Annotated in this window: 4 protein-coding genes and 4 pseudogenes; 6 read left to right on the top strand and 2 right to left on the bottom strand. The window is 41.7% G+C overall.

Features of this window, described 5'->3' with window-relative positions; genetic code table 11:
- The 3 genes and pseudogenes from ACFFAP_RS34430 to ACFFAP_RS34420 all read left to right on the top strand — a co-directional run.
- Nucleotides 1-1,220: pseudogene (locus ACFFAP_RS34430) on the top strand (hypothetical protein); the annotation flags it as partial.
- Nucleotides 1,217-1,660: a hypothetical protein gene (locus ACFFAP_RS34425; protein ID WP_375515415.1), complete on the top strand. Its 444-nt coding sequence runs from the start codon at nt 1,217-1,219 to the stop codon at nt 1,658-1,660. The pseudogene ACFFAP_RS34430 and the gene ACFFAP_RS34425, both read left to right, overlap by 4 nt.
- 82 nt (nt 1,661-1,742) lie before the next feature.
- Nucleotides 1,743-2,372 (top strand): Uma2 family endonuclease, encoded by a 630-nt coding sequence (locus ACFFAP_RS34420; RefSeq protein ID WP_265277485.1) that lies wholly within the window; start codon nt 1,743-1,745, stop codon nt 2,370-2,372.
- 180 nt (nt 2,373-2,552) lie between these two features.
- On the opposite strand, the pseudogene ACFFAP_RS34415 reads toward ACFFAP_RS34420, so the two are convergent.
- Nucleotides 2,553-2,765: pseudogene (locus ACFFAP_RS34415) on the bottom strand (LysR family transcriptional regulator); the annotation flags it as partial.
- Nucleotides 2,766-2,861: 96 nt separating this feature from the next.
- On the opposite strand from ACFFAP_RS34415, the pseudogene ACFFAP_RS34410 reads away from it, so the two are divergent.
- Nucleotides 2,862-3,756, top strand: a pseudogene (locus ACFFAP_RS34410) (IS630 family transposase); the annotation flags it as partial.
- A 205-nt stretch (nt 3,757-3,961) separates the two neighbouring features.
- Here ACFFAP_RS34410 and ACFFAP_RS34405 read toward each other — a convergent pair.
- Nucleotides 3,962-4,669: pseudogene (locus ACFFAP_RS34405) on the bottom strand (LysR family transcriptional regulator); the annotation flags it as partial.
- A gap of 84 nt (nt 4,670-4,753) precedes the next feature.
- Here ACFFAP_RS34405 and ACFFAP_RS34400 point away from each other — a divergent pair.
- Nucleotides 4,754-5,500 (top strand): SDR family oxidoreductase, encoded by a 747-nt coding sequence (locus ACFFAP_RS34400; RefSeq protein WP_335167485.1) that lies wholly within the window; start codon nt 4,754-4,756, stop codon nt 5,498-5,500.
- Between the two features lie 57 nt (nt 5,501-5,557).
- On the top strand, nt 5,558-6,217 hold the full coding sequence (locus ACFFAP_RS34395; RefSeq protein WP_265277487.1) for an NADPH-dependent F420 reductase: 660 nt from the start codon (nt 5,558-5,560) through the stop codon (nt 6,215-6,217).
- Nucleotides 6,218-6,653 lie beyond the last annotated feature (436 nt).

Raw genomic sequence — 6,653 nt, 5'->3', positions numbered from 1 at the left:
AATATTTCCAAGAATCACAGTTAGAATCGCGTCCCATCGTCCAGTTTAAAGACTTATTCAAAGGAGTAGAATTTACACCACAGCAAAAATTTGCAGCGATCGCCGCCAAATACGAGTTTGATCGGAAATTCAATGCTGCGGTTCGGATGTCCCAACGGCGTGAAACTGAGAAAGGGCCATCCGCAATTGTCCAAACTCCACAGGGGGCGAAACTCGAAATTAGCAATCTCACCTGTTACGGACACCCCTTAATCTGGAAAGCCCAGACGTTGAACATTCGCCTAGATGAAATTCCAGAGAAATGGCGAACTAAAGAACGTCCCCACAAATTACTAGCAGTCGCCCAGATTAATAGTGAGATAGGCAAGGATGGGAAACCCGCATACCGCAAGCTGGGGACAATTAGCCAGCAGTCAGTGAATGACCACAACCTCAAACCGGGGGTAGTCATGCAGGGAGCTAAAGTCATAGAATTTAAACCAGAACTTACCAGGAGCCAAACTAAACTACTCTTTGCCTTGGCAAATGAAGCGGCACAAGCATTTTACGCTTCGATACCAGAGTCAGAAAAACTTGCATCCGCCGCCGCAGCTTGGAACATATGTGCATCCCGCCAAGATGAACTTGAAGTTGCAAGAAAAGAAAACACCGAACCATCAAACATCGCTAAAAAAGTCTCCAATTTTGCTTTCGCTACTTTCCCAAACGAAATTATCTCCCGCTTAAACAAACTGCAATTTAGCGAACCGAAGCTAGTCACACTAAATAACGAAGCAAATCAATTTTTAGGTCGAGACTGGAATCCCACCGAAAAGTACCCCATAGAAATCAGAGCCAGTCACCACCCACCCGGACATGAACGCCATGTTTCCAGGCTGTTATTTGTACAGGATACTGACGGCGAATATAAGGAATTCGCGATGTTAGAAACTAGAACCGCACAGCTCCCCATTGGTACGAAAGCGCAAGCCAGTATGGTAGGTGTAGAACCTGCTACTGCCAAAGCAACTATTGGGCTGCTAGGATTTGAGCCGACTGAAATTACTATCCGTGAACTTAGAAACTTCTCTTACGCAGGAGTTATTTTCAACGCACAAGCCGTAAACTTAGAATTTGGTACTGTGCCGATGACTGACAAAAAGTCCCGTTTCCTGAACCACAAAACAGAGCCTCACCTAACCAAACAGTCCAAACTCAATCAGTTACTATTGATGACTTGAGAAATTGGTACAATGCCGCAGATAAGTTAGGGAAGTCGGAGAATTACAAAAAACGCATTGTAGAAGTGGCAAATGGGTTTAAAGCTGGTGAGCAATTATCAGCCCAAGCGTTGACAGTAATGAATCAAGATACATTTGAGCTTGAAGCCATCAGTCGGCTGACTCAAATTGCTCAAAGAATTGGCATGGTTTTGGGACAATCTCGGCAAGATGGTTTCACTGAAGTTAAAGGCAAGGTTTATGACCTCAGCTTTAACAGCGAGCGCAAAGATTTGACTATCCAACAGAAAAATGGAGATGTAGTTTTAGGTGTTCAATCAGGCAAAGTGCATACCTCACGAGTCACGCCTGAAATTATAAAAACTTTTGAAGGAGCTAACTCTCTTCTTGACAAGACTTACTCCTCTTATCAAGCCCAGTCAAGAGAAATTCACAGATAATATAGGAACAACGCGATTTTGTGAGAATTATGCGTTCTAGGCAGTTCTTACAGTAGGAGTAAAAATAAATCCAGTAAGTTTTATGAGTCAAACACAATCGGAACTAAAGCTACTGACCTTCGATGAATTTATCGAATGGTATCCAGAAAACTCAGAAGTACGTTACGAATTACATGATGGGGTGATTGTGGAGATGCCAAAGCCTAAAGGGGAGCATTCTGATTTGGCTGGTTTTTTGATTGAAGAATTACTGTTCACAATTAGAGAGATGGGTAAACGCGGTATCTGGACTATACCAAAAGAATCCATTATTAAACCATACCGAGATAAATCAGGGTACGAACCGGATATTATTGTTTTAAATCAAGAAACTATCGATACTGAAACGCGCTGGAAGAAAGAATCAGTTATCCATAATGCTAGTTCGGTCAAACTAATAGTTGAAGTAGTGTCAACCAACTGGCAGGATGATTATTATGATAAGCTTCGTGACTATGAAGCTATGGGTATACCTGAATATTGGATTGTGGATTATGCAGCTTTGGGTGGACGTGTATTTATTGGTAGTCCCAAAGTTCCGACTATTTTTGTCTGTGAACTTATTGATGGTGAATATCAAATGACACCCTTTAGAGAAACAAACCTTATAGTGTCTCCTACTTTTTTGCAGTTGAATCTAACCGCACAACAAGTTTTTGACTCGGTGATTTAAACTTTTTAGAGTTCAAAAAATTGTCAATGCAAGATTTTTAAATCTTACAGCGCTTTCGGCTATTATGCAATATAGTTTTCTCCTTGCCCCTCTCCTATCATTGCTTTCAGCTTTTAGAATGAACCTCATAGCTGCCGGAAGTGCTGTATGTAATTAATGTTAAAAGACTTCTCTGATGTATTAAATTTCCTCACAAACGCTTATGAGCATCTGTCGTAACCAGCAATTGGCTTGATCCTGCTCTGTAAGTTTGCTCCATAGCATTGAAATCATCCACGGTTGAGTTTGTACTGGAAGTTCAAAAATTTCTAATGCATCTTGATATGCCAAGGGTGCTAGCAATCGTGATGGAACAGCAGCAATTAAATCAGTTGATGAAATGATTGCTGGTAAGTAGGTAGGCACAAAAAAACCAAACTATGTAAAGATAAATAAATACGGAGAATGCCTCTACCGAGGTGACTTAATATATGGGCGCGTAGTTTTTGGATATTCTTGACTCGTGAGCAAGACAGAACCCTGTTACAGCTAAGAACTGCGGAAGTACCACAGAAAGTAAAAGATCGAGCAGAAATAATTAGGCTAAATGCACATGGCTGGTATGTAGAAAAAATAGCTGTTCACTTTAATTTGACTCTACAAACGGTAAGAGAGGTTTTACACAACTGGAAAAGCAAAGGTCTAGAAGGACTTTGGGAACTACCCGGTCGAGGAGGAAAGTCAAAATGGCAAGAAGAGGACATCATATTTTTGGAAGAATGCCTGAAAAAAGAACCGCGTACATACAATAGTCTTCAACTTGCACAAAAATTAGAACGCGTAGGCGCAGCCCGCCGCAGGCATCGCTCAATTAAACTGAGTCCCGACAGATTAAGACGGGTACTCAAAAAAAGGGGGTCAATTGGAAGCGAGCTTTTGATGTGTCACAAAGGCAAGCAAAACCCGATAGCACGAGCAAACAAACTCTTCAGTCCTAGATATGTTGGAATTATCTGCTGCGGCTGGAGAAATAGACCTAAAGTATCTAGATGAATCAGGGTTTTGTGTATGGAGCGAACCAGGTTACACCTATTACTTCAAAGGTGAGCAAAAACGCTTAGAGCAAACTAAGCATCGTGGACGGAGATTAAGTATTATCGGCTTTCTTCAACCAATAATAAGCTTTGTTTACGGTCTGGTTATTGGTGGGATTAGTCGTAAATCGTACATCGAAATGATGGAGATTGAAGCAACTGAAGCTCAAAAAACTGGGCGCACTAGGGTAATTGTGCAGGATAACGGATCGATACACCGATGTCTTGAAGTGCAAAAGTTATGGTCAAAGTGGGAAAACATGGGTTTGTACATCTTTTTCTTGCCCGCATACTGCTCCGAGATGAACCCAATTGAATTGGAGTGGCAGCACCTTAAAAAAGACGAACTATGTGGGCAAATATTTGATGACGAGTTAGACCTCGCTTACGCCGTGATGGATGGCGTTAAAGCTAGGGGAGAAAAAGGCAACTACAGTATACAGCGTATTAAATTTGACTCTAATTGCTTTGGTTAAATTTTCGTTACATAGTTATAAATTTTCCCGCCCACCTACTTAGCACTAGTAAGTGAGGAGTTGTCAAAGCAACTCGACGCTGGAGGTTGTACTGGGCGAGTGCATTATCGATTTCACCAACTTCATCTTGCCTAAGAGTAAAAAGAGCATGAAGAAAATTAGCGAAGATTTCTGGTGTGATAACGTCCTCCAAGAGAATGGGATGTCCAACACGACAGATGCCGACAAAGTGTTCTGGAAATAATGGCATTTGTATTGTTTGTCTGGGTGGGTCTTGAAAAACACCCAAAGCTAGATCAATCTCTCGTCGCTCTAATAGTTCTCCGACAAAGTTTTTTGCAAAACTAATTAATCGAAAATTAATGCTTGGTGCAATTTGACGACAAATTTTTAGAAGCTTGGGCATGACAACATAGCTAGTGTAATCTGAACTGCCAATTGTAAAAGTACTTTTAGAAGTAGTAGAGTCAAATGTTTGGCTCGTTTCCAATGTCTGCCGAATTTGTTGCAGGGCAACTCTTATACCTTGAGCAACTTCCAGAGCCTTTGCTGTGGGTTGCATTTGCCTGCCAATTCGGATAAATAATTCATCTTGGAATAGTATGCATAACCTTGCGAGTGCCGCACTCATCGCTGGTTGGCCTAAATACAATCGTGTTGCTGCTGCTGTTACACTCCTTTCTTCAAAAAGTGCTTCAAAGGCGACCAGAAGGTTCAGATCAATGGCAGACAAGTCTATTAATCCCATCGATTAAATATATTATTTCAATCAATTTGATTAAGTTAAAACATTTCAGTAAAGTAAAACTGAAAGTTGTGAAAAGTTATTAAAATGACAAACCAGAAAAAGATTGCTGTAGTAACAGGTAGCAATCGTGGGTTAGGATATGCTATAGCTCGTAAATTGTCCCAAATTGGCATCCATGTTGTTCTAACAAGTCGTAACCAAACAGATGGTCTTGCTGTTAAAGAACAATTATCTAGTGAAGGACTTGATGTGAACTATCACACACTAGATGTTACGAGTGATTTGAATGTGGCAGAGTTTGTTCAATGGCTAAGAGAAGCCTACGGCAGGGTAGATATTTTGGTGAACAATGCCGGCATCAATCCTACAACCAAGCCAGAGGAATCTAGTTTATTGACAGTTCAACTAGAAACGATGCGCTCTACATTTGACACCAATGTTCTAGCGCTCCTGAGAATTTCTCAAGCATTAATTCCGTTGATGAAGGTTCACAACTACGGTCGCATCGTCAATGTCTCAACCGAAATGGCATCTCTGGCGGCAATTAATAATGATTACTACCCAATAGCACCTTCCTATCGACTATCCAAACTAGGGGTGAACGGGTTAACTGCACTTCTGGCGAAGGAACTTCTTGGTGGTAATATTCTCGTTAATGCTTATTCTCCAGGTTGGATGAAAACCGATATGGGAGGAGAGAATGCGCCGTTTACAGCAGACCAAGGAGCCGAAACTGCTGTCTATTTAGCAACACTTCCAGATGGAGGAGCGCAAGGACAGTTTTTTGCAGAGATGCGTCAGTTTGGCGGCCCCATAAAATTACAGTGGTAAATCTAGATGAAAAATAGTGCTTTTATTTCCATTGAACTGTATTAGGGAGAAATAGCAATGAAGGTCAGCTTTATCGGTTATGGCAGCATGGCAGAGTCTTTAAGCTCACGTTGGGTAGGAAAACACGAGCTATTTGTTGCAGGTCGAGATTCTAGCAAAGCACAGAGTTTGGCACATGAACTTGCTCAGGGGACAAAAGCTGGTTCCCCTGTAGAGGCAGCAGAGTTTGGTGAAGTCATTGTTTTAGCGACTCCTCACCAAGCAGTATTTGAAGCTATGGAAGCAGGTGGAGGAAGTGAAGCTTTTGCAAACAAGATTCTATTAGACATAAATAATCCTGTTGACCCCTCTAACGGTAATTACTTAACGCAAACTTATGATGGAGTATCACTATCAGAAGCGATCGCTGCTTATTCTCCCAAGGCTAAGGTAGTGAAGGCGTTCAATATGTGTCAGGCAAAAGTTTGGCAGATGGAGCAGCCTAATTTCGATGGTCGGCGGTTAGTAACGCTCTATTGCGGCGACGATACTGATGCGAAACGTCAAGTGGCTTCGCTGATTGAAGATGTTGGGAGTGAGCCAGTCGATTTGGGGGAGTTGAAGTATGCTCGATTGTTAGAGTCTGCGGCAGCAATTGTGATTAAGCTGCTATTTTCTGGTCGCGATCCTTACACTGTTCTTAACCTGATTCAACCAGAAGTCAAACCGATTTCTTGAAAAAAGCATATACAATTGCATGAAAGCACACACTTGCTGCAATATTTACCTACTTTTTGGGGCTGTTGAGTGACGCACTCCGACAATAGCCTAATTACAACAAGCTACTGGGGTTGAATGGCAGGCTTGAAAAGCGCAAATCCTTAATGTTGCAGGATGAGAGGGTGTAGGAGTTGCACGGTCAAGAATTAAAATCAAAGTAAAACATTTACTGGTGAATGTTTGCCCATGCCAAATACGTGCAACTACTGTTCCTACATCCCAATACCTGCAACCCCATACCCTTTCATCCAGGAAGATAGGAATTTACGCAAAACAAGTGTAAATTCCACTTACCACCCTTAAAGCTAATTCCCCTTCTTTAGCGTTGCCAACTTCCTGTGACGGTTACAAATCAAAATCAAGGCTGAATGTTTCTCCTGAAGAATCTTCTTCT

Origin of the sequence: uncultured Nostoc sp. (assembly GCF_964245575.1) — a bacterium.
Lineage (GTDB): Bacteria > Cyanobacteriota > Cyanobacteriia > Cyanobacteriales > Nostocaceae > Nostoc.
The sequence above is the reverse complement of the archived record's forward strand: the minus strand, read 5'-3'. Positions and strand labels throughout refer to the sequence as shown.